Below are 25588 nucleotides of genomic sequence, written 5' to 3'. Positions count from 1 at the left end.
GAGCGCGCCCTCGAGCGCGAACACGGCGAAGACCGCGACGGCGCCGTAGCCCTCGACGAGGGCGAGCGCGGTCGCGGCGTCGGGACCTATCACGCCTCCCTTCGGCCGGCCACACGTATAGCCCTTCGGTCGTGAACAGTGCTCTCAGGAGCCACGGCGGCAGCTAATCGCCTCGTCTCGGACGCGTGTCGCGTCGAGTCCGACGGCGATCGGTCGGAGGGGGTATTTTGTTCGTCGCGCACGCAGGTGTCGTCTGTGATAGACGTCGGCGTCAAAGCTCCCGACTTCATCGCTCCCGCGGTCACCGGCGGGACGGCCGGGGAGTTGGAGCTGTTCCGGCTCATCGACGCCCACGAGGCCGTCGCGCTCTGTTTCGCGCCCGCGAACTTCGTCCCCACGTGCACGGCCGAGTTCGCCGCGGTGCGAGACGCGGGCTGGCACGGCCGCGACGACCTCGCCGTCGTCGCGCTCACCGGCGACTCGCTGTACGCGGGGTTCGCGTACGCCGACCGGTTCGGCCTTCCGTTCCCCGTCGTGTCCGACTTCCACGGCGGCGTCGCCGACGCGTACGACCTGATCGCGGAGTCGTGGGAGGGACACTCGCGGATCCCGCGTCGGGCGACGGTCGTGATCGGCGGGGACTGGACCGTCCGGTTCGCGGAGGCGGCGACGGACGCGCTCGACCGCCCCAGTCCCTCGCCCGTCCAGAACGCGACCGCGGCGCTCGGCGAGATCGGCGTCGACGTCGACCGGCCGCGGGTGAACTACGACGGGCCGTGGTAGGCGCTGCTCTCGTCGTCGTCGGACGCGCTCGCGTCGCCGGGATTATTTCACGTCCCGGCGCCGATCCTCCGGTATGGAAGCCGACTTCGCGGAGTACCTCGACGAGTTCACGCGCCGCGACTGGGAGACGCTCGACCCGGGCGCCGTCACCGACCCGGTCCGCGTCGCGGTCGTCGGCCTCGGCTGGTTCGCACGCGACTGGGCGCTGCCCGGCATCGCGCGCTCGGCGTACACCGAGGCGACCGTCGTCACGGACGTCGACGCCGACGCGGTCGAGACGGTCGCCGCCGAGCGCGACCTGACCGGCGTCACCCCCGAGGAGTTCCGGTCGGGCGCAGCCGCGGACGCGTACGACGCGGTGTACGTCGCGACGCCCAACGCGACCCACTCGGAGTACGTCCGGGCGGCGGCGGAGCAGGGGAAGGCGGTCCTCTGCGAGAAGCCCCTCGAAGCGACCCTCGAGCGGGCCCGCGGTCTGGTGGCCGCGTGTCGGGACGCCGGCGTTCCCCTGATGGTGGGCTACCGGATGCAGACCGACCCCGCGGTCCGTCGGCTCCGCGAGCTCCTCGACGCGGGCGTCGCCGGCGAGGTGGTCCACGTCCACGCGACGATGTCGCAGACGATGCTCGGCGAGATCGACGGCGACGCCGACCAGTGGCGGCTCGACCCCGAACTGTCCGGCGGCTGCGCGCTCATGGACCTCGGCGTGTACCCGATCAACACCACTCGGTTCGTGCTCGGCGCCGATCCGGTCCGGGTGTCGGGGCGGATCCGCTCGGAGCACGGGGCGTTCGACGGCGTCGACGAGCACGCGACGTTCCGGCTGGAGTTCCCGGACGGCGTCGACGCCCTCTGTACGGTGAGCCAGAACGCCCAGCACGCGAGCCGGCTGGAGGTGACGGGGACGGACGCCAGGCTGATCCTGGACCCGGCCTTCTACGGGCGGGAGGACCGCGGGTTCGCCGTCGTCCGCGACGGCGCCCGCGTCGACGTCGACGTCGACCAGGTCCACCAGATGGAAGAGGAGTTCGCCTACTTCGGCCACCAGCTCTCGGCGGACGAGCCGTTCCACCCGGACGGCGACCACGCGCTCGTCGACGCACGCGCGCTCGACGGGATATACGAGTCCGCCGAGACCGGTCGGCCGGTCGCGCTCGACGGCGGCGAGTGATCCGGCGCGGGCCAGTCGGTGGTCCCGGGTCGCGTCACTGCTCGAGGTGCCAACGCCTCAGCCATACCGCAACCGCAGCGCTCACCCTCGCTACCGATCAAGGAGAAATGCACCGGCCGAGACTCCACGCGAGTGAAGCGAGCGTGGAGTCAGGGCGGTGCACGACCGGAGGGAGTGCACCGGCCGAGATTTGAACTCGGGTTGCAACCATGGCAAGGTTGCGTGATACCACTACACTACCGGTGCGGGCTTCGCGTTCGATCGTAGCCCGGGTCGGAGATATAAGGGTTCCGACCGACGGGCGGCGGAAGGGTCATCGGTGCCGCGCTCTCACGGATCCGTACCCGAACGATGACCCGCCTCCCCGACCGCGCCGACAGACGCACCGTCCTCCGCACGACCGCCGGCCTCGCCTCTCTCCCGACCCTCGCCGGGTGTCTCGGCGGCGGGTCCGACGACGGAGACGAGTCCGACCGGGAGGACGGGAGCGACGGAGACGACGACGACGGCTCGGGCGGTGGCGGGGGCGACTCCGAGGGCCCCGACGGCGGCGACGACGTCGAGTACGAGGTGGAGCGCGTCGCGGAGGAGTTCGAGCACCCGTGGGGGCTCGCGTTCCTCCCGGACGACGGCAGGCTCCTCGTGACGGAGCGCCCCGGCCGGCTCTCGCTCGTCGACCCCGCGGACGGAGCGGTGGAGGAAGTCGCGGGCGCGCCCGAGGTGCACGCGGAGGGACAGGGCGGACTGCTCGACGTCGCGGTACACCCCGAGTTCCCGGACGACGCGCGCGTGTACCTCACCTACGCCGCGACGAACGACGCCGGCGAATCGGCGACGCACGTTGGCAGCGGACGGCTCTCGCTCGGCGACGGGGGCGGGGCGCACGCGCTCGACGGCTTCGAGGCGCTCCGCGCCGCGGGGCCGTTCGTCGACTCGGACCAGCACTTCGGCTCGCGAGCGACGTTCGGCCCCGACGGCGCCCTGTTCGTCACGGTCGGCGACCGGCGCGACACCGACTTCGACGCTGACCACGTCTCGCAGGACCGCTCGAACGAACTCGGGTCGACCCTCCGGCTGACGCCCGACGGCGACCCGCACCCGGACAACCCGTTCGTCGACGACGCAGACGGGGCGGACGCGCTGTACAGCTACGGCCACCGCAACCCGCAGGCGATGGCGGTGCGTCCCGAGACGGGAGCGATCTGGCAGTGCGAGCACGGAGAGGAGGACGGCGACGAGATAAACGTGATCGAGCGCGGCGGCAACTACGGGTGGCCGATCGCCAGCGAGGCGTGTCAATACGGGACCGACGACCCCGTCGCGCCGGCTCACGACGAGCGGGACGACGTCGTTGCGCCGGTCCACTACTGGCCGTGCGGCTCCGGCGGCTTCCCGCCGAGCGGCGCCGTCTTCTACGACGGCGACGCGTTCCCCGAGTGGCGGGGAGACCTCTTCGCCGGCACGCTCGCGGCCGAGTACCTCGGTCGATTCACCGTGGACGGGGCGGGGATCGACGACGCGACCGTGACCGAACGCGACCCGTTGCTGGCCGACCGGGGCTGGCGGGTCCGCGCGCTCGCTGTCGAGCTGGCCACGGGCCACCTCTACGTCGCCGTCGACGCCGCGGACGCGCCGGTCGTGCGGATCGTTCCGGCCTGATCCGATCGCAGCTCAAGCCGATCGCGGCCCGGTCCGATGCGCGGTCCGATCCGACCGCGGTCTCGAACCGTGCGATCGGTTATCTCGACCGTCGAGGGAGAAACGCCCGCTAGACCCCGTGTGAACGCGCCACAGCCCGAAAACGGGACCGCTATCCTTTTACGCCGCCGTCTGAAATCGGGGGGTACAGTCTCGCCACGATGCGTACCGAAGACGGACTCACGATCTGTGTCCCGTCTTCGGTCGTCCGGGAGGCCGAGGACGGCCGCGAGGCGACTCGCAAACTCGGCTACGTCGCCCGTGCGGCGGCGGTGTTCCGGGCGGATCGACTGGTCGTCTTCCCCGACGGGGAAGGCGAGCGGCGACGGGGCGGCGAGTACGTGCGGACCGTGCTGGGGTACGCCGCGACCCCTCCGGAGCTCCGAAAGGACCTCTGGGGGGAGCGCGACGAGCTCCGGTACGTCGGCGTGCTCCCGCCGCTCCGCGTGCCGTGGCGGACCGGCTCGACCCCTAGCGGGGGAGAGTCGAAAACACAGGGACTCGTGACCGAGGTCGGACCTGAAGGCCGCGTCCGGGTCAATTCCCCGCTGCGGGAACACCCGATCTCCCTGCTCGTTCCCTCCGGAATGGAGGTCGAGCAGGGGGAGCGCGTCACCATCAGGGTCTCTTCGAGAGAACCGGTCCGCGCCCGCATCACCGGGAAGCCCGAGGAGGGGTTCCAGGTCGTGGAAGCGGACCTGTCGGAAGCGCTCGCCGGCGACGGGCTGGCCGTCGCGACGTCGCGACACGGGGAGGAACTCTCCGTCTCGCGGCTCGGCGGCATCGTCTCGGACGCGCGGAAGGCCGGCGGATACACCGTCGCCTTCGGCGCGCCCGAGCGGGGGCTTCCGGAGATGCTCGGGCTCTCGCCCGACGACATTCGGGCGGCCGTCGCCGACGGCCGTCCGGTCGAACCCGATCCGGGGTTCGACCTCTGGCTCAATACGATCCCGGCACAGGCGAGCGAGGTCGTCCGAACGGAGGAGGCTCTGTTCGTGACTCTCGGCTCGCTCACACTCACGGAGTAAACACATGCCACAACCAAGCCGACCACGAAAAGGCTCGCTGGGCTACGGCCCGCGCACCCGCGCAGACCGCGAGGTCCCGCGCATTCGATCGTGGCCAGACGACGACGGAGCGCCCGCGCTGCAGGGGTTCGCCGGCTACAAGGCCGGTATGACGCACGTCGTGATGGTCAACGACGAGGCCAACTCGCCGCGTGAGGGGATGGAAGAGTCCGTCCCCGTCACGGTCGTCGAGACGCCGCCGATGTACGCGGTGGCCCTGCGCGCCTACGAACAGACGCCGTACGGTAAGAAGCCGATCGAAGAGGTCTGGGCGACCGAGTTCCACGAGGAGCTCGACCGCGCGCTCGACCTCCCGGCGGAGGACACCTTCGAGGAGGACGCCGAGGAGCTGCGAGCGCTGCTCGACGACGACGTCGTCGACGACGTCCGCGTCATCACCCACACCGTCCCCTCGGAGCTCGCGAACATCCCCAAGAAGAAGCCCGACGTCATGGAGACCCGAGTCGGCGGCGGCTCCCTCGAGGAGCGCGTCGACTTCGGGCTCGACCTGATCGAGGAGGGCGGCGCCCACGAGTTCGGCGACGTCTTCCGCGCCGGCCAGTACACCGACGTCTCGGGCATCACGAAGGGGAAGGGGACGCAGGGTCCCGTCAAGCGCTGGGGCGTCCAGAAGCGGAAGGGCAAACACGCCCGCCAGGGATGGCGGCGCCGGATCGGCAACCTCGGTCCGTGGAACCCCTCCCGCGTGCGCTCCACCGTCCCCCAGCAGGGGCAGACCGGCTACCACCAGCGCACCGAGCTCAACAAGCGCCTCATCGACTTCGGCGAGGGCGACGACGCCAGCGTCGACGGCGGCTTCGTCAACTACGGCGAGGTCGACGGCGAGTACGCGCTCATCAAGGGCTCGCTGCCGGGGCCGGACCAGCGCCTGCTTCGGTTCCGCCCGGCCATCCGGCCGAACGACCAGCCGCGCCTCGACCCCGAGGTCCGGTACGTATCCACCGCATCCAACCAGGGATAATCCATGAACGCAACAGTACACGACCTGGACGGCGGGGACGCGGGCAGCGTCGAGCTGCCGGCGATCTTCGAGACCGCGTTCCGACCGGACCTCATCGGTCGGGCGGTCTCCGCCGCACAGGCCAACCGGAAGCAGGCCTACGGTGCCGACGAGTTCGCCGGGATGCGAACCCCCGCGGAGTCGTTCGGCTCCGGACGCGGGCTCGCACACATCCCGCGCTCCGAGAACGTCGCCCGCCGCGTCCCGAGTGCCGTCTCGGGCCGCCGCGCGCACCCGCCGAAGGCCGAGAAGGACCAGACCAAGAAACTGAACGACAAGGAACGACAGCTCGCGATCCAGTCGGCCGTCGCGGCCACCGCTGACGCCGAGCTCGTCGCCGAACGCGGCCACGCGTTCGACGAGGACCTCGACCTCCCGCTCGTCGTGAGCGACGAGTTCGAGGACCTGCAGAAGACCCAGGAGGCCCTGGGCGTGCTGGAGGCGCTCGGCGTCGACGCCGACGTCGAGCGCGCCGAGGAGGGGCGTTCGGTGCGAGCCGGCCGCGGGAAGACCCGCGGGCGAAAGTACCGCCAGCCGAAGTCCGTGCTCGTCGTCACCAGCGAGGAGCCGTCCCGCGCCGCCCGCAACCTCGCGGGCGTCGACGTCGCGACCGCGGGCGAGGTCAACGCGGAGGACCTCGCGCCGGGCGCGCACCCGGGGCGACTCACGCTGTGGACCGAGAGCGCCGTCGAGGAGGTGGCAGACCGATGAACTCCATCATCGAGCACCCGCTCGTCACCGAGCAGGCGATGAACGAGATGGACTTCAAGAACAAGCTGCTGTTCCTCGTCGACGTCGACGCGACGAAGCCCGAGATCCGCGAGGAGATCCAGGACCGCTACGACGTCACCGTCACCGACGTGAACACGCAGGTGACCTCGAAGGGCAAGAAGAAGGCGACGGTCACGCTCTCCGCGGACGACGACGCGACCGAAATCGCCTCGCGCATCGGGGTGTTCTGACATGGGACGACGAATTCAAGGACAGCGGCGTGGACGCGGCGGCCCGACGTTCCGGGCCCCGTCCCACCGCTACAAGGCGGAGCTGTCGCACAAGAAGCTCGAAGACGTGGACACGGTCACCGGCGAGATCGTCGGGATCGAACACGACCCGGCCCGCTCGGCGCCGCTCGCGGAAGTCGAGTTCGAGGACGACGACCGTCGGCTCGTGCTCGCGCCGGAGGGCGTGCGCGTGGGCGAGACGATCCAGGTCGGCGTCAGCGCGGAGATCAAGCCCGGGAACACGCTCCCGCTGGCCGAGATCCCCGAGGGCGTTCCGGTCTGTAACGTCGAGAGCAACCGCGGGGACGGCGGGAAGTTCGCGCGCGCCTCCGGCGTGTCGGCGACGCTTCTCACCCACGACCGCGACGTCGCGGTCGTCCAGCTCCCCAGCGGGGAAGTGAAGCGGCTCGACCCGCAGTGCCGCGCCACGATCGGCGTGGTCGCGGGCGGCGGCCGGACGGAGAAGCCCTTCGTCAAGGCCGGTAACAAGTACCACAAGATGAGAGCGCGCGGGACCAAGTACCCGCGCGTGCGCGGCGTCGCGATGAACGCCGTCGACCACCCCTTCGGCGGGGGCGGTCGCCAACACCCCGGCCAGCCGAAGTCGGTCTCGCGGGACGCCCCGCCGGGACGAAAGGTCGGTGACATCGCATCCAAGCGCACCGGACGAGGTGGCGACAAATGAGTTCCAACTACCGAACCGGCCGCGAGGGCAAGGAGTTCGCCTACCGCGGTCACTCGCTCGACGAGCTGCAGGAGATGGACGTCGAAGAAGTCGCGGAACTGCTCCCCGCACGCCAGCGGCGAAGCATCGTTCGCGGTCTGGGCACCGAACAGCAGAAGCTGTTGGAGACGGTCCGGAGCCGCGACAAGGAGACGACGGCGGACGACCCGATCCGGACGCATCTGCGCGACATGCCGATCCTGCCGGAGTTCGTCGGCGTCACCTTCGCCGTGTACAACGGACACAGCTTCGAACGCGTGCAGGTCGAACCCCAGATGATCGGACACTACCTGGGTGAGTTCCACCTCACGCGAAGCACCGTCGAACACGGTCAGGCCGGCATCGGCGCGACCCGGTCCTCGAAGTTCGTGCCCCTCAAGTAACCCATGGGAATCAACTACAGCGTCGAGGCCGACCCGGAGACCACCGCCAAGGGGATGCTCCGCGACCGGCCCATCAGCGTGAAGGACAGCAAGGAGATCTCTCGGGAGATCAAAGGCGAGACCGTCGCCGACGCCGAGGAGTTCCTCCAGGCCGTCATCGACAAGGAGCGTTCGGTGCCGATGCGCCAGCACAGCGCCGGCGCGGGCCACCGCTCCGACATCGACGGCTGGGACGCGGGCCGCTACCCCGAGAAGGCCGCGAAGGACTTCCTCAAGCTCCTGGAGAACGTCAAGAACAACGCGACCGAACAGGGGTTCGACGGCGACGAGATGATCATCAAACACGTCGCCCCCCACAAGGTCGGTGAGCGACCCGGGCGGAACCCGCGAGCCGCGGGCGCCACCCAGTGGAACACCACGCTCGCCGACGTCGAACTCATCATCGAAGACCCGGAGGCCGACGAATAATGGCTGACGAACACCAATTCATCGAGGACGGCCTGCGCCGTTCACAGATCAACGAGTTCTTCGCGGACGAGCTCGGCCGAGCCGGCTACGGCGGCATGGACGTCGCCAAGACGCCGATGGGCACGCAGATCGTCCTGAAGGCCGAAAAGCCCGGCATGGTGATCGGGAAGGGCGGGAAGAACATCCGCAAGATCACCACCGAGCTCGAGGACCGCTTCGACATGGACGACCCGCAGATCGACGTTCAGGAGGTCGACGAGCCCGACCTGAACGCCCAGATCGTCGCGGACCGCCTCGCGAACGCCTTGGAGCGCGGCTGGTACTTCCGGAAGGCCGGCCACACGACGATCGACCGGATCATGGACGCCGGCGCGCTGGGCGCCGAGATCGTCCTGAGCGGGAAGGTCACCGGCGCGCGCTCGCGCGTCGAGAAGTTCAACCGCGGCTACATCAAGCACAACGGCGAACCCGCGGAGGAGGTCGTCGACCACGGGAAGGGCGTCGCGGTGATGAAGCTCGGGACGATCGGCGTCAACGTGAAGATCATCCCGCCGGGCGCGAAGCTCCCGGACGACTTCGACGTCCGCGCGGACGCCGAGGTGCCGGAGGTCGACCAGGCGGTCGCGGGCGGCGACGAGGGCGTCGAGGCGCTCCTCGACGAGGAGCCCGAGGAGGTGCCGGACGTCGGCGCCGACGACGACGTGCAGGTACCCGACGAGGACCCCGCCGACGTCATCGACGAGGAGATCGTCGAGGAGGTCGTCGAGGAGACCCAGGACGCCGCGGAGTCGAGCGACGTCGTTGCCGAGGAGCCCGTCGACGAGACGGACCCCGACGCCGACGAACTCGACGAGCTCGACGAGGAGATCGAGTCCGAGGCGGCCGACCTCGTGGCGGAGATGGAAGCCGCGGACGACGAGGAGGAGGACGAATAAATGGCGATCCTCTACACGGACGAGATCCGCGACATGACGGCGGCCGAGCGGCAGGTCGAGCTCGAGGAGCTCGAGACGGAGCTGCTCAACTCGAAGGCGCAGCGCGCCGCCGGCGGCATGCCGGAGAGCCCCGGCCGCGTGAACGAGCTGAAGAAGACGATCGCGCGGATCAAGACGATCCAGGCGGAAGAAGGCGACTTCGACGACGAGTAAGATGATCGCTCCCGACACCCTCGTACGGCACGAACTCGTCGGCCTCCCGGTTCGGGTGGTCGACGCCGCCAGCGACGCCCACGTGGGCATCGCCGGCCGCGTGCTGTCCGAGACGTTCGGCACCCTCGTGGTCCGGACGGGGTCGGGAGACAAGCGCGTGCCCAAGTCGGGCACGACGTTCGAGTTCGGCGTCGTCGAGACGCCGACCGCTCGCACAGATGAAGCCGCCGACGACGGCCAGTCGTCGGGGTCCACGTCCCAACTCGGGTCGGATACTACGGGGGTCCGCCCCCGTCAGTCTGGCCCGTCCGGGTCCACAAGCGCCGTCACCGGTGACGACGCGGGTCCGGCGAGCCGACGCGGCGAGTGCAAAGACGTGGTCTACGTAACGGTGGATGGCGATCGGTTGCGGTATCGGCCCGCCGAACGCACCGAACGAGGTGTCACACAATGGCGATAGGAATCGACGTACCCACGCCTCCGGAGCCAGACAACCCGGAGGATTACGACTACGAGAAGTGCCCGTTCTACGGGCAGCTCTCCGTCCGCGGCCAGACCCGCGAGGGAACGGTCGTGTCGACGGACATGGAAAAGACCGTCATCGTCGAGCGAGAATACGACGTGTTCGTACCGAAATACGACCGGTACATGAAGCGTCGCTCGCGCATCCCGGCTCACGTGCCGGGCGTGCTCGACTCGCTCGAAGTCGGTGACGAAGTGAAGATCGCGGAGACGCGACCGCTCTCGAAGACGAAGTCCCACGTCGTCGTCGAGAACCTGTCGGGTGATCGGTGATGGAGGCCCTCAAGGCCGACGTCACGCAGGGGCTCTCGAAGGGCTCGCTCATCACGTGCGCCGACAACACCGGCGCCCGCGAGCTGAAGGTGATCTCCGTGGCGGGCTACTCCGGCACGAAGAACCGCCACCCGAAGGCAGGTATCGGCGACAAGGTGACCGTCTCGGTCACCAAAGGGACCCCGGAGATGCGGCGGCAGGTGCTGGAGGCGGTCGTCGTCCGCCAGCGCAAGCCGATCCGGCGTCCGAGCGGCACGCGCGTGAAGTTCGAGGACAACGCGGCCGTCATCATCGACGACCTCGACGAGCCGCGGGGCACGGAGATCAAAGGCCCCGTCGCCCGCGAGGTCGCCGAACGGTACGGCAGCATCGCCTCGACCGCGACGATGATCGTCTAACTATGACGAAACAGCCACGCAAACAGCGAAAACGGTCGGAGACCGCGCCGCTCCACGAGCGGCAGAACCAGGTCCGAGCCACGCTCACAGCCGAACTCCGCGAGGAGTACGGGCAGCGGAACGTCCGCGTCAACGCGGGAGACACCGTCGAGGTGCTCCGCGGCGACGCGGCCGGCACGGAGGCCGAGGTCATCTCGGTCGACCTGTCCGCAGAGCGGATCACCGTCGAGGACGTCACCGTCGAGAAGGCGGACGGGGAGGAGGTTCCCCGCCCCATCCCGGCGAGCAACGTCCGGGTGACCGAGCTCGACCTGGAAGACGAGCGCCGGGAGGCGCGGCTCCAGGAGGACAACGAATGACGCGACATCAGAAGCGACTGGCAGTACCGAACTCCTGGCCGGTCGAGCGAAAGACCCACACGTTCACCGTCAAGGCCGGCGCCGGCCCGCACGGTGAGGCGGGCGTTCCGCTCGTCGTCCTGCTGCGGGACGTGCTCGGGTACGTCGACTCGACGAAGGAGGCGCGCTACGCGCTGAACAACGACTCGGTCCTCGTCAACGGGGACGCGGTCTCGGACGAGCAGCGTCCGATCGGGATGTTCGACATCCTGGCGTTCCCCGAGCGCGAGGAGTTCTTCCGCGTCTTCCCCGACGAGGGCGGTCGGCTCGCGCTGACCCCCGTCGACGGGGACGCCGCCGGGAGCCGGCTCGGGAAGATCACGAACAAGACCGTCGTCGCCGGCGGGAGCGTCCAGCTGACGCTCCACGACGGGACGAACGTCCGCGTCGATGTCGACGCGCCGTACGACACCAAAGACTCGATCGTCGTCGACAACGAGTCCAAGGAGGTCGTCGCTCACTTCGAGTACGAAGAGGGCGCGCTCGTCACCGCCGTCGCCGGCCAGCACGCCGGCCGGATCGGCGAGGTCGACGACATCGACGTGACGCTCGGCTCCGGCTCGAACACCGTGTACGTCGCCGACGACGAAGACGGCTACGAGACGGTCGAGGAGTACCTCGTCGTCATCGACGAGAACTTCACCGGCGGCGACGACGCCGCTGCCGACGACGTCGACGACGACGCCGAGGAGGCGGGTGATTCGGATGAGTGAAGCCGAGAGCGCCGCTCACGAGATGCGCGAGCCGTACCTCGAGAAGGTCGTCGTCCACATGGGCGTCGGGCAGGGCGGTGAACCCCTCGCCGACGCCGAGGAGATCATCGAGGCGATCACGGGCCAGCAGTCGGTCCGGACCACCTCGAAGCGCACCATCGCCGAGTTCGGGATCCGCAAGGGTGACCCGATCGGCGTCAAGGTGACGTTGCGGGGCGAGGACGCACACGAGTTCCTCGCGACCGCGCTCGAACTCGTCGACGTCTCCGCGAGCCAGTTCGACGACACCGGGAACCTGAGCTTCGGGGTCGAGGACCACACCGACTTCCCGAGCCAGGAGTACGACCCGAACATCGGGATCTACGGGCTCGACGTGACGACGACGATCGTCCGGCCCGGCTACCGCGTGTCGAAGCGGGACAAGGCGACCGCCTCGATCCCCGCGAAACACCGGATGACCGCCGAGGACGCGGCCGCGTTCCTCGAGACCAACTTCGACGTAGAGGTAACGGAATGAGCGAAGCGAACAACGACACGGGCGAACACGCGGCGAAGCGCACCGACTCCCGGCACACCTGCCGGCGGTGCGACCGCGAGCAGGGGCTTGTCGGCAAGTACGACATCAACCTCTGCCGACAGTGTTTCCGCGAGGTCGCCCGAGACATGGGATTCGAGAAGTACAGCTGATCATGACGGGAAACGATCCATTCACCAACGCGCTCGCCGGCATGGACAACGCCGAGAGCGTTGGCCACCTGTCGTACACGGTAGAGCCCGCTTCGAACATCATCGGCTCCGTCCTCGAGGTCCTCTACGACCGCGGGTACGTCGACGGCTTCGAGTACGTCGACGACGGGAAGGCCGGGACGTTCGAGGTCGAACTGAAAGGCGCGATCAACGAGTGTGGCGCCGTCAAGCCCCGCTACTCCGCGGGCGCGGACGAGTTCGAGAAGTGGGAGAAGCGATACCTCCCCGCCCGTGACTACGGGACGCTCATCGTCACGACGAGCCACGGCGTCATGAGCCACTACGAGGCCCGCGATCAGGGCATCGGCGGCCAAGTGATCGCATACGTCTACTAACAATGAACAGAGTCGAAATCGAGATTCCGGACGACGTCTCCGCCGAGACCGACCACCTCGAACTCACCGTCGAGGGTCCCAACGGGAGCGTCACGCGACGCCTCTGGTACCCCGACGTCGAGGTCACGGTCGAGGACGGTGTCGTCGCGATCGCCGCCGAGAACGAGGACGCGAAGACCAACGCCACGGTCGGCACCTTCGAGAGCCACGTCGCCAACATGATCCACGGCGTCACCGACGGATGGGAGTACACGATGGAAGTGTACTACGCCCACTTCCCGATGCAGGTGTCCGTGGAGGGCGACGAGGTCGTCATCGAGAACTTCCTCGGCGAGCGAGCACAGCGACGCACCCCGATCCGCGGGGACACGGACGTACAGGTCGACGGCGAGACGGTCACGCTTTCGGGCTCCGACAAGGAGGCCGTCGGGCAGACCGCCGCCGACATCGAACAGCTGACGAAGGTGACCGACAAGGACACGCGCGTCTTCCAGGACGGCGTGTACATCGTCGAGAAGCCCACCGGAGGTGCCTAACCAATGGCAGACGAACTGGAAGACATCAGCGGTGTCGGTCCCTCGAAGGCGGACGCCCTTCGCGAGGCCGGCTACGAGACGGTCGAGGACGTGAAGGCCGCCTCCCAGTCGGAGCTCTCCGAGGTCGAGGGCGTCGGAAACGCGCTCGCAGCGCGCATCAAAGCCGACGTCGGCGGGCTGGAGGTCGACGAGGAGGCGGACGCGGAGATCGAAGACGAGACGGACGAGGAGGCGGAGACCGACGAGGCCGACGCCGACGAGGACGTCGAGACGGAGCTTCGCCCCCGCGGACACGCCGACAAGACGCCGGACCTGGACGACGGGACCGCTCGCGCGCTCGCACAGAAGCACCGCGAGGGGAAACCGCAGTTCAACCGGCAGGACTACCACAAGAAGAAGCGGATCCCGACGTCGTGGCGCAAGCCGCGCGGCGGGCTCTCCAAGCAGCGCCGTCGGATGAAGGCGAAGGGCCCCGTCGTCGAGGCGGGGTTCCGTTCGCCGAAGTCCGCCCGCGACCTGCACCCGAGCGGCTTCGAGGAGGTCCGCGTGCACAACGCGGACGACCTCGAGGGCGTCGACGGCGACACGCAGGCGGTGCGGATCGCCTCGAAGGTCGGCGGTCGCAAGCGCGAACTGATCGAAGACGAGGCGGAGGAGCGCGAGATCCGCGTGCTGAACCCGACCTACGTCGAAGTGGAGGTCGACGACGATGAGTGACCTGAACGCACAGAAGCGGCTCGCGGCGGACGAGCTGGACGTCGGCAAGGGCCGCGTCTGGCTCGACCCCGAGGCACAGGAGGAGATCGAGGACGCCATCACCCGAGAGGACGTCCGCGAGCTCATCGAGCAGGGCACCATCCGCGCGAAGGACGCGAAGACGAACTCCCGCGGTCGGGCCCGCGAGCGCGCCGCGAAGCGCTCGTACGGACACAAGTCCGGCGCCGGCACCCGGAAGGGGAAGGCCGGCGCGCGGCAGAACACGAAGGACGACTGGAAGGCGCGGATCCGCGCGCAGCGCGCCCGCCTGAAGGAGCTCCGCGACGACGAGGACGTCCTCGACGCCAGCGAGTACCGCACGCTCTACAACAAGGCGAGCGGCGGCGAGTTCGAGGACGTCGCGCGACTGGAGGCGTACATCCGGACGCAGTACGGTTACGAGGTGACGGACTAATGGCGACAGGACCACGATACAAGGTGCCGATGCGGCGCCGCCGCGAGGTCCGGACGGACTACCATCAGAGGTTGCGCCTGCTGAAATCGGGCAAGCCTCGCCTGGTCGCCCGGGCGAGCAACGCTCACGTCAGGGCGCAGCTGGTGACTCCCGGACCCGACGGCGACGAGACCCACGCGGCCGCCTCCAGCGAGGACCTCGCGGAGTACGGCTGGGACGCCCCCACGGGCAACCTTCCCAGCGCGTACCTCACGGGGTACCTCGCGGGCGCCCGCGCCGTCGACGCCGGCCTCGACGAGGCCGTGCTCGACATCGGGCTCAACACGGCGACGCCAGGCAACAAGACGTTCGCAGTACAGGAAGGAGCGATCGACGCCGGCCTCGAGATCCCGCACAACGACGACGTGCTGGCCGACTGGTCGCGCACGCGCGGCGAGCACATCGCCGCGTACGCCGAGCAGCTCGACGAGCCGCTGTACAGCGGCGATTTCGACGCGGCCGACGTACCCGAGCACTTCGACGACGTGCTCGCGACAATCCAGGAGGACCATGAGTAGACACAACGACGGCTGGGAACCGCGGACGCGACTCGGCCGCAAGGTACAGGACGGCGACATCTCGTCGATGGAACAGGCGCTCGACTCCGGCCTCCCGCTGAAGGAGGCCGAGATCGTCGACCAGCTCCTCCCGGGGCTGGAAGACGAGGTGCTGGACATCAACATGGTCCAGCGCATGACCGACTCCGGCCGCCGCGTGAAGTTCCGCTGCGTGGTCGCCGTGGGGAACCGCGACGGCTACCTCGGCTACGCGCAGGCGCGAGACGACCAGGTCGGCGGCGCGATCCAGAAGGCGATCGACGTCGCGAAGCTGAACATCATCAAGGTGGACCGCGGCTCCGGCTCCTGGGAGGACCAGCCCGGCGGCACGAACTCCCTGACCCGGACGGCGACCGGGAAGGCCGGCTCCGTCACCGTCGAGATCAAGCCCGCTCCGCAGGGACTGGGTCTCGCGGCCGCGGAGACGGTCCGGAATATCTTGGAGCTCGCCGGCGTCGAGGACGCCTGGACGAGCTCCGACGGCAACACCCGCACGACCGTGAACCTCGCGAAGGCGACGTTCAACGCGCTGGAGAACGCGGCGCAGTCCCGCACTCCGCAACACGCGCGTGAGGTCCACTACGACGAGGTGAGCGAGTGATGCAGGCGATCGTACAGCTCCGCGGCGACGTCAACCTCGAGTACGGCGTCGAGGACACGCTCGACATGCTGAACGTCGGGCGCGTCAACCACGCGACGTTCGTCCCCGAGACGGACTCGTACCGCGGCATGATCAGCAAGGTGAACGACGTCGTCGCGTTCGGGGAACCGAGCGTCGAGGCCGTCGCGCGAACCGTCGCGCGGCGCGGCGAGCCCCTCGAGGGCTCGGCCGACATCGACGACGAGTGGATCGACGACAACACCGACTACGCCGACCTGGAGGCGCTGGCCGAGGCGCTCGTCGCGGAAGAGACGACCCTGCGCGAGCAGGGGCTCTCCCCGACGCTGCGGCTCCACGCGCCCCGCGGCGGTCACGAGGGCATCAAACACCCCGTGATCGAGGGCGGCGAGCTCGGGAGACACACGACCGAGGAGATCGACGATCTCCTGGAGGCGATGCGATGACGAGCAAGAAACGTCGACAGCGCGGATCACGAACGCACGGCGGCGGAACGCACAAGAACCGGCGCGGCGCCGGCCACCGCGGCGGCCGGGGTGCGGCCGGTCGCTCGAAACACGAGTTCCACAACTACGAGCCGCTCGGGAAGTACGGCTTCACGCGTCCCGAGCACGCCAAGACGGAGGTCCTCGAGGTCAAGGTCCAGAAGCTCGACGAGGACGCGGCGCTGTACGCCGCGGACGGTCTCGCCGAGGAGGACGGCGACGCGTACGTGGTCGACGCGCGCGACGTCGTCGACGACGGCCACGACGCGGACGTCGTGAAGGTGCTCGGCGGGGGACAGGTCCGCCGCGAGCTCCGCGTGACGGCCGACGCGTTCACCGCCGGCGCGGTGGAGCTCATCGAGGAGGCGGGCGGCGAGGCGACGCTCTCGGAGCGCGCCGAGGCCGCTGCCGAATCAGAAAGCACTTCAGACGACGAGGCTGACGAGGCGTAATCATGAGCTGGAAGGAGGCCGCCGAACCGGTGCTCTCGCGGATGCCCGTCGTGGAGCGACCGACGGGTCACGTTCCGTTCAAACGGAAGCTCACGTGGACGGCAGGCATCCTGATCGTCTACTTCTTCCTGACGAACATCAACCCGTTCGGGTTGGCGGCGACGCAAGGGTCCGACTTCTTCGGGCAGTTCCGGTCGGTGCTCGCCGGCGAGTCCGGCTCGCTGTTACAGGTCGGCATCGGGCCGATCGTCACGGCGTCCATCGTCCTGCAGCTGCTGGGCGGTGCGAACCTGCTCGGTCTCGACACCGACGACCCGCGAGACCAGGTCCTCTACCAGGGCCTCCAGAAGCTGCTGGTGATCGTCGTCACGGCGCTGACGGCGGCGCCGATGGTGTTCACCGGCGAGTTCCTGCCCGCCGACCCGGCGGTCGGCCAAGCGCTCGGGATCGGGACGGCCGGCGTCGAGGCGCTGATCTTCGTGCAGATCTTCATCGGCGGCGTCCTCCTTCTGTTCATGGACGAGATCGTGAGCAAGTGGGGCGTCGGCTCCGGCGTCGGGCTGTTCATCATCGCGGCGGTGAGCCAGCAGATCGTGGGGGGCTTCTTCAGCTTCTCCGCGCTCGGCGCGTCCGGGTTCTTCGCCAACTGGTACTCGATCGCGACGGGCGGCACCCAGCTCGGATCGCCGTTCACGTCCGCCGGCCTCGAGTCGCTGCTGTTCGAGCCGGGGAACGTCCTAGCGCTGTTCACGACGGTGTTCATCTTCGGGATCGTCGTGTACGCGGAGTCGGTCCGCGTCGAGATCCCGCTGTCGCACGCCCGCGTGAAGGGCGCGCGCGGCCGCTTCCCGGTGAAGCTCATCTACGCGTCCGTCCTGCCGATGATCCTCGTCCGGGCGCTGCAGGCGAACATCCAGTTCGTCGGGCAGCTCCTCTCCTCGCAGTGGGCGGCGATGCCGGCGTGGCTCGGACAGTACAGCGACCAGGGACAGCCTACGTCCGGGCTGTTCTACTACCTGAATCCCATCCAGCAGCCCGAGCAGTGGATGTGGTTCCGCGGCGAGGCGACCGGCGAGCCGTGGATGATCGCGGTGCGGCTCGCGATCGACCTCACCTTTATGATCGTCGGCGGGGCGATCTTCGCCATCTTCTGGGTCGAGACGACCGGGATGGGTCCGGAGGCGACCGCGAAGCAGATCCAGAACTCCGGGATGCAGATCCCCGGCTTCCGGCGCAACCCGCAGGTCGTCGAGAAGGTGATGGAGCGGTACATCCCGCAGGTGACCGTCATCGGGGGCGCCCTCGTCGGGTTCCTCGCCGTGATGGCGAACCTGCTCGGCACCATCGGACAGGTCTCCGGAACCGGACTGCTGCTCGCGGTCTCGATCACGTACAAGCTGTACGAGGAGATCGCCGAAGAGCAGCTGATGGAGATGCACCCGATGATGCGCCAGATGTTTGGGAATGAGTAAGAACAGTTCTAGAACGTAACCGCACGTTTTGGACGTTCTTACGCCGTTTTTATCGAAACTGCTCAACCAATCCCCGATTAGTTCGATGCTGAGCAGCGGCTATCGAGTCCCTTTCGCCTTCTAGGCCGTTGATCGCGCCCTACGCGTGTCTCGTGACATCTCTGAGGTCAAACAGTCGTACGTCATCGCGCTCGGACACAGCTTCCTGAACGGACTGTGTTACACCGCTCCGGGAGAATAACGCGTACGTTGTGTTTCTATCACCGGTGTCCGGCGTCCAGCGGATTTCGGCGGCATGGTCTTCGAGGGAAGCAAGAGCCCCGTAGTCAAGCGGTGCGTTCGTGAACTTACATTCACCTACGACGATCGTCCCGTCCGTGGTGAAGCCGACGACGTCAACCTCGTGCTCCTTGTACCACCATCGTCCGAGATCCAGGAACGTCTCATTTGGGTAGAGGCTCGGGAGCGCGTCCTGGCACAGTCTCTCGAATTCGTGACTCACGAACTTCGGGAGTTCCGGTTCGATAACCGCGTCGTACGCGTTCTCCCCGAGTCGTTCGTATCGATCTTCCTTGCCGTAGACGAACCGGAACCAGAACCGGAACAGGGGATCGAGAATTCGATAGCGCCCCCGGCGTGACTTCGCCTTCTCTTCGGTGATCGGGACTTCTCGCTCGATGAGCCGCAGACGCTCCAGCTTCTGTGTGTACGTCGATATCTGCTTCCCATCGATTCCTATCGCTTGAGCGATCTCGTTCGACGTCGTCTTTCCAGCAGCGATAGCGGTGAGGATCGCAAAGTATCGGTTCGGGTCCGTGAGTTCGGTGCGGAGCACGTACTCCGGTTCGTTATGGAGGTATCCCTTCTGGGAGAGGACTTCCTCGGTGAGAACCGTTCCGAGGTCCCGTCCGAGATCGACGCCATCGAGATAGTACGGAACGCCACCGAAGATCCCCCACGTGAATATCCGTTCTTCGGGCGAATACTCGTCCGGCACGAACTCCTGCGCAGCAGCGAAATCGAGGGGACGGAGATCGAGTCGTTCCGTGAAACGTCCGTACAGTGGGCTATTCCCGAGGAGCGTCGCCTCCTCCATCATGCTGATCGACGACCCGACCAGGATGAACGTTCCCGAGGTGTTCTGGAGCCGCTGGTCCCACAGTCGCTGAATGACTGAAGGGAGGCTCTCGTCGGCGTCGATAAGGTAGGGGAACTCGTCGAGAACCACGATCGCGTCCTGATCTCCCAGATATCCGAGCAACGCCTCCCAGTTCTGTTTGATCTGGGTGATCCCCGGGAATGGTTCGGAGGCAGCATCGACGAATTCGTCGAGTTGTATCTGGGAGGTGGTCTCCGTGGCTTGATAGACGACTGCGTCGTCGCAGTCGGAGAGCGAGTGCTGGACGAGCTGTGTCTTCCCGAGGCGTCGCCGACCGAATATAACGACCATCTCGGCGTCGTCGGATTCGTAGCATCCATGTAACCGAGAGAGTTCGTCTTCCCGGTTCACGAAGTGTTCCATGTTCCTACTCTATCTTGGCGGACAATAATAATTCTGAATAGCCTATTTCGAAATAGGCTATTTCAAAATAGTCTATTTGCGAATTCTGTAAATGGGCGACGTGTTTCAAAATATGTTCAGAAACCGTACCGGTCGTGAGCTTCGTCGATAGAGGGGACCTCGACGATTCTCACCTGCTCCTTGTCCTCGCGGATTTTGTAGAAGGCGGTGTGGGTCCGCCCGATATGGAGACGGTACATCTCCTCGCCTTCGACCACAAGCTTCTCACGGTCGCCCGAGCCGGCACCCGGTTTCGGGTACGGCTCCGCCTCTAGCTGAAGGTTCTGCTTGACGATCCGCTGGCTCTTGTCGTCGAGGCTCCGGTAGTATTCCTGCGCTTCCTCGGAAAGAAGGATGCTATAGCTCATCGAGTGGCGTCAGCTCCTCCTCGTCGGCTTCTTCCACGCGGCGTGCGCGTTCCGCGAGCTGACGCCGGTTCTGCTCCTGAATAAGCTCCTTCAGGAGCTCGTCGTAGGTCTGTCCCGCTCGTTTGAGTTCGTTTAGTTCGCGCCATCGGTCTTCGGTGACGGGAATTCGCTTGTTTGCTCGTGACATGGCGGGTGTGTATCTGTGTTCACGACGTTCTCCCCGTTTTAGCAGGCGTGAACCCATTATCCGGTGAACCTGTTATTCGGGGAGAGGGATGAACTCTTTCTCTGACGGCCGGTGCCACTCGACCGCCATTTTTCGAGCTTCGTGTTCAATCCTTACAACCTTTACAATAAAAGCGTTGCGGGGGAGGAACACCCACCCGAGTACAGAGTTGTTTCACGTCCTATTCCCGCTGTGCTTCGAGTTCCCAAATCACTGTTTTAAATTGCTCACTCTCTCGGCTGAGATTCGAGAGATGTCGGAGTCATGGTTGAACAAGACCTCCGGTTCGTCAGGAACTACTGGAGACACCTCGGGTCCTTGCTCTGACGCATCCACGAGTAACTCGACGTACTGAAAGTGATCGTCGAGTTCATCACCGGAGAAGGAATTCTCCGCTTCTTCTCAGAACTGCCGACGATACTGTCGAAAGCTGGCACAATGTCAGCTCAACTACTCTGTTGAATCCGCAGAAGGCGGCGAGATAGCGTCGCTCTGAAGGTGAAAGAGAAGCGAAAGAGCCGAAATGTGACTAACCTACTCTTCCGCTTGGTCAAATAAGCCGTGTCGCTGGCTCAAAAGCGCTATGCCGCCAGTCCATTGGAGGTGAGTGATCCGACTGGCAACGGATTTCCCGGATGGAAGCATATCTTATCGGGAAATCCTAACGGCCATATAATATCTCATCGACACTCTCTATACTCGACTCAAACGGGTATTACCTGCTTACATACTATTTGACTATGTTTATACACCATGTGCCTACACTAAGCGTCTGGAACCCATACGGTCAAAAGAGGCCGATGAAAGAACCTCCTCAAGCTACATCCTCCGTGGGGGATAGTACACCAGCATCCACTCGTGTAGCTACTACAGTGCGATCCAGTCTCCAAGGCACACCAGACGGCTCTCGACAAACTGATCAGGAGATGAGAAGACGATGAAGGGTGCGACAGCGACGATCCCTGAGGCCAGAGAGAAGCTGTACGAAATCATCCGACGAGAGACGTCCTTCGAACAGAAAGCACGGGAAGCGCTCGCCCTCGGTAAGCGACATCTCGGCGTTGAAAACGGACACCTGACACGAGTCGATCAGGAGACGAACCACTGGGAAACGCTCGTCAGTTCTGACAAGACAGGCGGACAGTTTCCGGCGGGATTGAAACTCGATCTTGAGAAAACGTACTGTCGCCGGACAATCGAGACCGAGTCGCCGATAGCCCTATGGAACGCATCCGAACAGAAGTGGAGCAGCGATCCTGCCTTCGAGGAACACGGACTGTACTGCTATCACGGGACACGACTCGTCGTCGATCACGAGCCCTACGGGACGATCTGCTTCGTGTCCCGAGAGCCACGAGAGCCGTTCACAAACGACGAAACACTGTTCGTCGAGCTGATGGCCCGGATGCTGGAACGCGAACTCGAACGCGAGCAACACGAAGTCGCGCTCACGCGACAGTACAACCTCGCCAACGTGTTGAACCGGGTGCTTCGACACAACCTCAAAAACGACATGACCGTCGTTCGGGGGCACACCCAACTCATGAGCGACCAGTTGGGTGGGTCCGAGTACGGGGAGACCTCGCTTTCGACCATCGACGATCTCCTCGCGTTGAGCGAGAAGGCCAGGGAGTTGGAACGGTTCGCCAATGCCAACCACGAACGCAGTTCCACGGAGGTCACGTCGATCGTCGAGGAGAGCATCGAGTCGATCCAACGGGAGTATCCCGACGCCTCTATCTCCCTCGAATCGACGCACGAGGAGGTCGTCGCGGATCTGCTACCGAGTTTCGAGCGAGGAGTTCACGAACTGATCCACAACGCCGCCAAGCACGGTGGCGATTCCCCGTCAGTCAGCGTTTCGGTCGCCTCCGTGTCGAACGCCGTCGAGATTCGGATCGTGGACGACGGTCCAGGGCTGGACGAGGCGGAAGCCGAGGTACTGAAAACGGGTAATGAGACGACGTTGGTTCACGGGAGCGGACTCGGACTTTGGCTGACCCACTGGATCGTCTCCAGTCACGGCGGGTCGGTTGACGCGACGAGCACCGACGAGGGGACGACGATGACGATATCCGTCCCGCGAGAGTGGACAGCAAACGTCGAAGGGAAACTGACGAATCACCTGCAAGCCAGCGATCAGTACCTGGCTGCGTTCAAAGGGGCAAACGACGCGATGGTCATCGTCAACGACGACGCTCGAATCATCGATGCGAATCCGAAAGCGAGCCAGATCTACGGCATGGACGATCGGGCGTTGCTCGGACAACCACTCACACGCTTCTTCCCGGACGGCTTCGACTTCGAGGCGTTCTGGCAGAAGTCTCACGAGGAAGGAACGGATCTGGACACGATCACGCTCGTCGGCGGGGATGACGTCGAACGGACGGTCGAATACTCCGCGGCGAGCAAGATCATCCCTGGCCAGACCCTCGTCGTCAGTCGGGATGTGACCGAACGCGATCGGCGTGAACGGGAGGTGTTTACGCTCAAAGAACGGTACGAAACGCTGCTCGATGCGGCTCCGGATCCGGTGTTCGTCGCGGATGCGGAGTCGGGTAAAATAGTCGAGACGAACGGTGCTGCCGAAACACTGATCGGAGAATCGAAGGAGAACCTCATCGGGCGCCACCACTCGACACTCTATCCCGACGAGCACGCCGAGTTGTATCAGAAGGCCTTCAAACGGGCGAAGGCGGAACCGACGAGCGTACAGATACTGTCAGACGGCTCGCAGCCGGAACTCGTGACCGCAGACGGCGACACCATCCCCATCGAGTTCAGCGTCAACACGGTGTCGCTCCCGGATGGGGCAGTCATGTTCGGCATCTTTCGAGACGTGGCGCTGAAACGGGAGAACGAGCGGCTGGATTCGATCACCAGTACGCTCTCTCACGACCTTCGAAACCCGCTCAACGTGGCTCAGGGACGATTGGGATTGTTGAAAGAGAAGTGTCAAAGCGAAGAGATAGAAACCATCGAGAACGCCCACGATCGGATCGAAACGCTGATCGAAGACGTGTTGACACTCGCCCGGAACGGTGAGCCGGTGGACGAGACGGAGTCGGTCGTGCTTTCGGACCTCGTTGAGTCCTGTTGGAAGACCGTCGAGACGGAGGACGCCACGCTCGTCGTCGGGACGGAACGGGAGCTCCAAGCGGATGAGAGTCGTCTGCGGCAACTCGTTGCGAACGTGATACGGAACAGTATCGTTCACGTCGGCGAGGACGTGACGATCGCCGTCGGTGATCTGGACGACGGGTTCTTCATCGAAGACGACGGGACCGGTATCCCCGCAGGCGAGCGCGATCGGATCTTCGAATCCGGCTATTCGACGTCCACCGAAGGAACGGGATTCGGTCTTGCGATCGTCAAAGAAATAGCCGCGGCACACGACTGGGATGTCACCGTCACCAACAGCAACTCCGGTGGAGCACGGTTCGAAGTAACCGATGTTGAGAGCGGTGTAGGATAGCGAGTCGAGAACCGTGCCACAGTACGGCGAGCCAACACCAGCGCCCGATCGACGAATCGTAGGAAGTATGAGCAAGTGAACGCGAAGATGTCGTGGCTCCTTTTGATACTGGCTGGAGTGTTCGAGAGTGGATGGGCGATCGGACTCGAATATTCGGACGGGTTCTCAAAACCGTTACCCACGCTTGGCACCGCTGTTGTCCTCATCATTAGTATGGTTCTGCTGGCACGGGCAACCCAAGACCTCCCCATCGGCACCGCGTACGCTGTCTGGACTGGTATCGGCGCTGTGGGGACAGCTTCGCTCGGGATTGTCCTGTTTGATGAACCCGCAACCCTTGCTCGAATAGGGTTCATCGGTGTGATCCTCGTCGGTATCGTCGGTCTCCACGGCGTTTCCGGTGGCCACTAGCTAGCTACTCCCGTTGGATGTCTTGTCCGGAACGAGTGAGTGTGGTACAGACGCGGTCGTTAGCGAACTTCGGTGTTGGTGGCGTCGTCGACGTCGATAGCACTTCGCCTAACTCAGGCACCATCTTGAGAGGTTGTCCGTAACTCGCGCCCGATATTCGACAACGAGTAGCGCTGGCCCCGACGCCCGCTCTGTTCGCGACCGCGACTACTCCGCCGACGAGCGACTCGTTCCGCGACGGCTTCGAGCGTCCGAAACTCCGCGGTCGAGTACGCGATGACCCGGACGGGAGTCGGCGGGTCAGTCGGTGGACGACTTCGTCTCGTCCTCGTCTGTGGCTTTTTTGACCGTCTCTTCGACCTTCTCGTCGACCGTCTTCTCCACGGTCTCCTCAACTTTCTCGTCCACCGTCTCATCGACCGTCTTCTCCACGGTCTCTTCGACCTTCTCGTCCACCGTCTTCTCCACGGTTTCATCGACCGTCTTCTCCACGGTCTCCTCGACTTTTTCGCCGACCGTCTTCTCGACCGTCTCCTCGACTTTTTCGCCGACCGTCTTCTCGACTGTCTCCTCGACTTTCTCACCGACCGTCTTCTCGACCGTCTCGCCGACAGTCTCCTCTACCGTCTCGCCCACGGTCTCCTCGACTTTCCCCGTCACCTCCTCGCTGACGGTGTTGCTGACCTCGTCGGCGACCTCGCTGACCTCCTTGTTGACCGTCTCGCCCACAGTCTTTTCGACCTCCTTGCTGACGGTGTCTCCGACTGTCTTCTCCACCTCCTTGCTGACGGTGTCGCCCACCGTCTTTTCGACCTCCTTGCTGACGGTGTCTCCGACGGTCCGCTCGACCTCCTTGTTGACGGTGTCGCCGACGCTCTTCTCCACCTCCTTGCCGACCTGGTCCGCGACCTCCCGCGTCATCCAGTCGGGATCGAACCGGGCCATCTTCCAGACGACGTGGACCACGTAGGAGGCGAACACCCCGATCCCGAACGCGACGCCGACGTCGTTCACGTTCAGCGTCGCGATGAGGACGATCGACAGGACGATCAGCGCGCCGTACGCGAAGTCGGTGAGCGCGTCGACGCGGGCCGGACTCACCATCCCCGATCCCCCTCTGCGGCCGCGTTGCGGTCTCGATTGAGCGTCGCGTGCATTAGTGTGTCTCCCTATCCGTGGTGACGGGCTAAAAGTCCCGCTTCGCGGCGGCGTCGTTCGCGAGAGGGGCGATGAGGCGTTCGCGGGGGTCACCGGCGGAGCGCGGTCCTTTTGTGCCGGATGGGCGAAGCCGAGGCATGGACATCGAGGAGGGCGGTCTCACCGTCTCCGTCCCCGAGGCTCGCGACGGGGCCAGCGAGGGCACCGG

General features: G+C 65.8%; 34 protein-coding genes and 1 tRNA gene. 30 read left to right on the top strand and 5 right to left on the bottom strand.

The features are described 5' to 3' along the window. Window positions 1–255: 255 nt before the first annotated feature. On the top strand, window positions 256–783 hold the full coding sequence (locus U4E84_RS11745) for a redoxin domain-containing protein (protein ID WP_322532282.1): 528 nt from the start codon (window positions 256–258) through the stop codon (window positions 781–783). A gap of 73 nt (window positions 784–856) precedes the next feature. Beyond that, window positions 857–1954, top strand: coding sequence for a D-xylose 1-dehydrogenase Gfo6 (gene gfo6, locus U4E84_RS11740; protein WP_322532281.1), 1098 nt, complete (start codon window positions 857–859; stop codon window positions 1952–1954). A 175-nt stretch (window positions 1955–2129) separates the two neighbouring features. Here gfo6 and U4E84_RS11735 read toward each other — a convergent pair. Further along, window positions 2130–2200: transfer RNA gene (locus tag U4E84_RS11735), tRNA-Gly, on the bottom strand. Between the two features lie 105 nt (window positions 2201–2305). Here U4E84_RS11735 and U4E84_RS11730 point away from each other — a divergent pair. The 26 genes from U4E84_RS11730 to secY all read left to right on the top strand — a co-directional run bounded on the left by U4E84_RS11730 (window position 2306) and on the right by secY (window position 18181). After that, window positions 2306–3613, top strand: a complete 1308-nt coding sequence (locus U4E84_RS11730; protein WP_322532280.1) for a PQQ-dependent sugar dehydrogenase — start codon at window positions 2306–2308, stop codon at window positions 3611–3613. 200 nt (window positions 3614–3813) lie between these two features. Continuing rightward, a complete protein-coding gene (locus U4E84_RS11725) occupies window positions 3814–4680 on the top strand; it encodes a putative RNA uridine N3 methyltransferase (RefSeq protein WP_322532279.1) in 867 nt (288 codons plus the stop codon). 4 nt (window positions 4681–4684) lie between these two features. Further along, a complete protein-coding gene (locus U4E84_RS11720; protein ID WP_322532278.1) occupies window positions 4685–5701 on the top strand; it encodes a 50S ribosomal protein L3 in 1017 nt (338 codons plus the stop codon). 3 nt (window positions 5702–5704) lie between these two features. Continuing rightward, window positions 5705–6451 (top strand): 50S ribosomal protein L4, encoded by a 747-nt coding sequence (gene rpl4p, locus U4E84_RS11715; protein WP_322532277.1) that lies wholly within the window; start codon window positions 5705–5707, stop codon window positions 6449–6451. Beyond that, the gene (locus U4E84_RS11710; protein WP_322532276.1) at window positions 6448–6702 is read left to right on the top strand and encodes a 50S ribosomal protein L23; all 255 of its coding nucleotides are present in this window, start codon (window positions 6448–6450) and stop codon (window positions 6700–6702) included. Before rpl4p ends, U4E84_RS11710 begins: the two co-directional genes overlap by 4 nt. A 1-nt stretch (window position 6703) precedes the next feature. Beyond that, window positions 6704–7426, top strand: coding sequence for a 50S ribosomal protein L2 (locus U4E84_RS11705; protein WP_322532275.1), 723 nt, complete (start codon window positions 6704–6706; stop codon window positions 7424–7426). Continuing rightward, on the top strand, window positions 7423–7848 hold the full coding sequence (locus tag U4E84_RS11700) for a 30S ribosomal protein S19 (protein WP_322532274.1): 426 nt from the start codon (window positions 7423–7425) through the stop codon (window positions 7846–7848). Before U4E84_RS11705 ends, U4E84_RS11700 begins: the two co-directional genes overlap by 4 nt. Window positions 7849–7851: 3 nt before the next feature. Continuing rightward, the gene (locus U4E84_RS11695) at window positions 7852–8316 is read left to right on the top strand and encodes a 50S ribosomal protein L22 (protein WP_322532273.1); all 465 of its coding nucleotides are present in this window, start codon (window positions 7852–7854) and stop codon (window positions 8314–8316) included. Continuing rightward, window positions 8316–9251 carry a 30S ribosomal protein S3 gene (locus tag U4E84_RS11690; RefSeq protein WP_322532272.1) on the top strand — a complete coding sequence of 312 codons (936 nt, stop codon included), beginning with the start codon at window positions 8316–8318 and terminating at the stop codon, window positions 9249–9251. Before U4E84_RS11695 ends, U4E84_RS11690 begins: the two co-directional genes overlap by 1 nt. Continuing rightward, window positions 9252–9464 carry a 50S ribosomal protein L29 gene (gene rpmC, locus U4E84_RS11685; protein ID WP_123620224.1) on the top strand — a complete coding sequence of 71 codons (213 nt, stop codon included), beginning with the start codon at window positions 9252–9254 and terminating at the stop codon, window positions 9462–9464. 1 nt (window position 9465) lies between these two features. Next, a complete protein-coding gene (locus U4E84_RS11680) occupies window positions 9466–9924 on the top strand; it encodes a ribonuclease P protein component 1 (protein WP_322532271.1) in 459 nt (152 codons plus the stop codon). Further along, a complete protein-coding gene (locus tag U4E84_RS11675) occupies window positions 9915–10259 on the top strand; it encodes a 30S ribosomal protein S17 (protein WP_322532270.1) in 345 nt (114 codons plus the stop codon). The genes U4E84_RS11680 and U4E84_RS11675 overlap by 10 nt, the downstream gene beginning before the upstream one ends. Then, complete coding sequence (locus U4E84_RS11670) at window positions 10259–10657, top strand: 50S ribosomal protein L14 (protein ID WP_322532269.1); 399 nt, start codon at window positions 10259–10261, stop codon at window positions 10655–10657. The genes U4E84_RS11675 and U4E84_RS11670 overlap by 1 nt, the downstream gene beginning before the upstream one ends. Before the next feature lie 2 nt (window positions 10658–10659). Beyond that, on the top strand, window positions 10660–11016 hold the full coding sequence (gene rplX / locus U4E84_RS11665; protein ID WP_322532268.1) for a 50S ribosomal protein L24: 357 nt from the start codon (window positions 10660–10662) through the stop codon (window positions 11014–11016). Further along, on the top strand, window positions 11013–11768 hold the full coding sequence (locus U4E84_RS11660; RefSeq protein ID WP_322532267.1) for a 30S ribosomal protein S4e: 756 nt from the start codon (window positions 11013–11015) through the stop codon (window positions 11766–11768). Before rplX ends, U4E84_RS11660 begins: the two co-directional genes overlap by 4 nt. After that, entirely contained in the window at window positions 11761–12285 is a 525-nt protein-coding gene (locus tag U4E84_RS11655) for a 50S ribosomal protein L5 (RefSeq protein ID WP_322532266.1), read from the top strand. Before U4E84_RS11660 ends, U4E84_RS11655 begins: the two co-directional genes overlap by 8 nt. Continuing rightward, entirely contained in the window at window positions 12282–12455 is a 174-nt protein-coding gene (locus U4E84_RS11650) for a 30S ribosomal protein S14 (RefSeq protein WP_004597423.1), read from the top strand. Before U4E84_RS11655 ends, U4E84_RS11650 begins: the two co-directional genes overlap by 4 nt. Before the next feature lie 2 nt (window positions 12456–12457). After that, on the top strand, window positions 12458–12850 hold the full coding sequence (locus U4E84_RS11645; protein WP_322532265.1) for a 30S ribosomal protein S8: 393 nt from the start codon (window positions 12458–12460) through the stop codon (window positions 12848–12850). Between the two features lie 2 nt (window positions 12851–12852). Further along, window positions 12853–13386: a 50S ribosomal protein L6 gene (locus U4E84_RS11640; protein WP_322532264.1), complete on the top strand. Its 534-nt coding sequence runs from the start codon at window positions 12853–12855 to the stop codon at window positions 13384–13386. Window positions 13387–13389: 3 nt separating this feature from the next. After that, on the top strand, window positions 13390–14103 hold the full coding sequence (locus tag U4E84_RS11635) for a 50S ribosomal protein L32e (protein WP_322532263.1): 714 nt from the start codon (window positions 13390–13392) through the stop codon (window positions 14101–14103). Next, window positions 14096–14557 carry a 50S ribosomal protein L19e gene (locus U4E84_RS11630; RefSeq protein WP_322532262.1) on the top strand — a complete coding sequence of 154 codons (462 nt, stop codon included), beginning with the start codon at window positions 14096–14098 and terminating at the stop codon, window positions 14555–14557. Before U4E84_RS11635 ends, U4E84_RS11630 begins: the two co-directional genes overlap by 8 nt. Beyond that, the gene (locus tag U4E84_RS11625) at window positions 14557–15114 is read left to right on the top strand and encodes a 50S ribosomal protein L18 (protein WP_322532261.1); all 558 of its coding nucleotides are present in this window, start codon (window positions 14557–14559) and stop codon (window positions 15112–15114) included. The genes U4E84_RS11630 and U4E84_RS11625 overlap by 1 nt, the downstream gene beginning before the upstream one ends. Then, window positions 15107–15754, top strand: coding sequence for a 30S ribosomal protein S5 (locus U4E84_RS11620; RefSeq protein ID WP_322532260.1), 648 nt, complete (start codon window positions 15107–15109; stop codon window positions 15752–15754). Before U4E84_RS11625 ends, U4E84_RS11620 begins: the two co-directional genes overlap by 8 nt. Further along, complete coding sequence (locus tag U4E84_RS11615; RefSeq protein WP_322532259.1) at window positions 15754–16218, top strand: 50S ribosomal protein L30; 465 nt, start codon at window positions 15754–15756, stop codon at window positions 16216–16218. Before U4E84_RS11620 ends, U4E84_RS11615 begins: the two co-directional genes overlap by 1 nt. Further along, complete coding sequence (locus tag U4E84_RS11610; protein ID WP_322532258.1) at window positions 16215–16709, top strand: uL15m family ribosomal protein; 495 nt, start codon at window positions 16215–16217, stop codon at window positions 16707–16709. The genes U4E84_RS11615 and U4E84_RS11610 overlap by 4 nt, the downstream gene beginning before the upstream one ends. Window positions 16710–16711: 2 nt before the next feature. After that, complete coding sequence (gene secY / locus U4E84_RS11605) at window positions 16712–18181, top strand: preprotein translocase subunit SecY (protein ID WP_322532257.1); 1470 nt, start codon at window positions 16712–16714, stop codon at window positions 18179–18181. Between the two features lie 139 nt (window positions 18182–18320). Here the strand turns inward: secY and U4E84_RS11600 are convergent, their stop codons facing one another. The 3 genes from U4E84_RS11600 to U4E84_RS11590 form a co-directional block, all read right to left on the bottom strand. Continuing rightward, window positions 18321–19703 (bottom strand): ATP-binding protein, encoded by a 1383-nt coding sequence (locus U4E84_RS11600; protein ID WP_322532256.1) that lies wholly within the window; start codon window positions 19701–19703, stop codon window positions 18321–18323. Between the two features lie 116 nt (window positions 19704–19819). Next, entirely contained in the window at window positions 19820–20110 is a 291-nt protein-coding gene (locus U4E84_RS11595; RefSeq protein WP_322532255.1) for a type II toxin-antitoxin system RelE/ParE family toxin, read from the bottom strand. After that, the gene (locus tag U4E84_RS11590; protein WP_322532254.1) at window positions 20100–20297 is read right to left on the bottom strand and encodes a hypothetical protein; all 198 of its coding nucleotides are present in this window, start codon (window positions 20295–20297) and stop codon (window positions 20100–20102) included. The genes U4E84_RS11595 and U4E84_RS11590 overlap by 11 nt, the downstream gene beginning before the upstream one ends. Before the next feature lie 976 nt (window positions 20298–21273). Here U4E84_RS11590 and U4E84_RS11585 point away from each other — a divergent pair. Then, window positions 21274–23811, top strand: a complete 2538-nt coding sequence (locus tag U4E84_RS11585; protein ID WP_322532253.1) for an ATP-binding protein — start codon at window positions 21274–21276, stop codon at window positions 23809–23811. Window positions 23812–23898: 87 nt separating this feature from the next. Next, window positions 23899–24222 carry a multidrug efflux SMR transporter gene (locus U4E84_RS11580; protein WP_322532283.1) on the top strand — a complete coding sequence of 108 codons (324 nt, stop codon included), beginning with the start codon at window positions 23899–23901 and terminating at the stop codon, window positions 24220–24222. Between the two features lie 300 nt (window positions 24223–24522). Here U4E84_RS11580 and U4E84_RS11575 read toward each other — a convergent pair whose 3' ends face one another. Next, window positions 24523–25326, bottom strand: coding sequence for a hypothetical protein (locus tag U4E84_RS11575; RefSeq protein WP_322532252.1), 804 nt, complete (start codon window positions 25324–25326; stop codon window positions 24523–24525). Window positions 25327–25588: the final 262 nt, after the last annotated feature.

Source organism: Halorubrum sp. AD140 (assembly GCF_034497445.1).
Classification (GTDB): domain Archaea; phylum Halobacteriota; class Halobacteria; order Halobacteriales; family Haloferacaceae; genus Halorubrum.
This window is presented reverse-complemented; position numbering and strand designations above follow the sequence as displayed.